The 809-nt window shown below is 60.4% G+C and carries 2 protein-coding genes; both read right to left on the reverse strand.

The window, feature by feature from the left end; genetic code table 11:
• Nucleotides 1–422 (reverse strand): Fic family protein (locus ONR57_RS20345; protein ID WP_265125536.1); only part of this gene is annotated, 422 nt, incomplete at its 3' end.
• A complete protein-coding gene (locus ONR57_RS20350; RefSeq protein WP_265125535.1) occupies nt 419–637 on the reverse strand; it encodes an antitoxin VbhA family protein in 219 nt (72 codons plus the stop codon). The genes ONR57_RS20350 and ONR57_RS20345, both read right to left, overlap by 4 nt.
• Nucleotides 638–809: the final 172 nt, after the last annotated feature.

The raw sequence follows: 809 nt of genomic DNA on the forward strand, positions 1-809 counted from the left end.
CGGCCGTTACCTTCTCTGAATGGGTGCAGGTGATTGATCTGGTCGAATGTGGCTGCCAGCCTACGAATGAAGAGGTCCGGCTCAAGACCTTTGAGATAGTTCTGGCGCACCAGCTCTGCGAAGATGTTGGCAGCGCCCATGTCTATGCGGTGGTGCGGGAAGAACCACTCGCCCTTGGAGATGTTGACTGTGCGTGTCTGCCCGGCCCAGTCGTAGACGTCCTGAAACAAGTGGTGATGGATGGCTTTGAGGTGAGCGAAGTCGTAGCGTCCCGTGATTGGCTGCTCGTCAAGCTGCAGTGCCCGCCACGCGACCGCCCCTGCTTCCCAGGTTTTCAGTTCCTCACGCGTGACCGCGCGAAGCTTGTTCCGGAGAATGCCAGAGGCGGGGTCTATATACGGGTCTTGGTTGCTGCTGGTCATGCGACCGTGTTGCGGCGCTCCCGCACGTGCCGGTCAATCCGTTCGCGCAGCCGGGCCAGTCCCTCTTCCACAGTGATTCCGCCTTCGACATACTCCTGCATGTCGTCCTGGGTTTCCTGCGATACCTCAGCACCTTCAAGCCAGGCCGAGTGAATAGCTGCGGCAACACTGTCCTGGCGGCGCTGCTTCTCGGCAGGAGAAATGTGATGTGCCACCGTGCTTCCCTTCCGTTGCTGTGCAGCCTTCATTGTACGGCCGCGGTACTTGGCTGGTGCTCTCACGCGGTTCCTCTTCTGTCGTGTGTGGTTGCGTCTTTGCCCAGTAAGCGCCGCAGTGTCGTGCGGGTGATCCCGGCTTGCCGGGAGAGTTCGAGTTCGCTGCAGCGGG

The sequence above is a fragment of the Hoyosella sp. YIM 151337 genome (assembly GCF_026041215.1).
Lineage (GTDB): Bacteria > Actinomycetota > Actinomycetes > Mycobacteriales > Mycobacteriaceae > Hoyosella.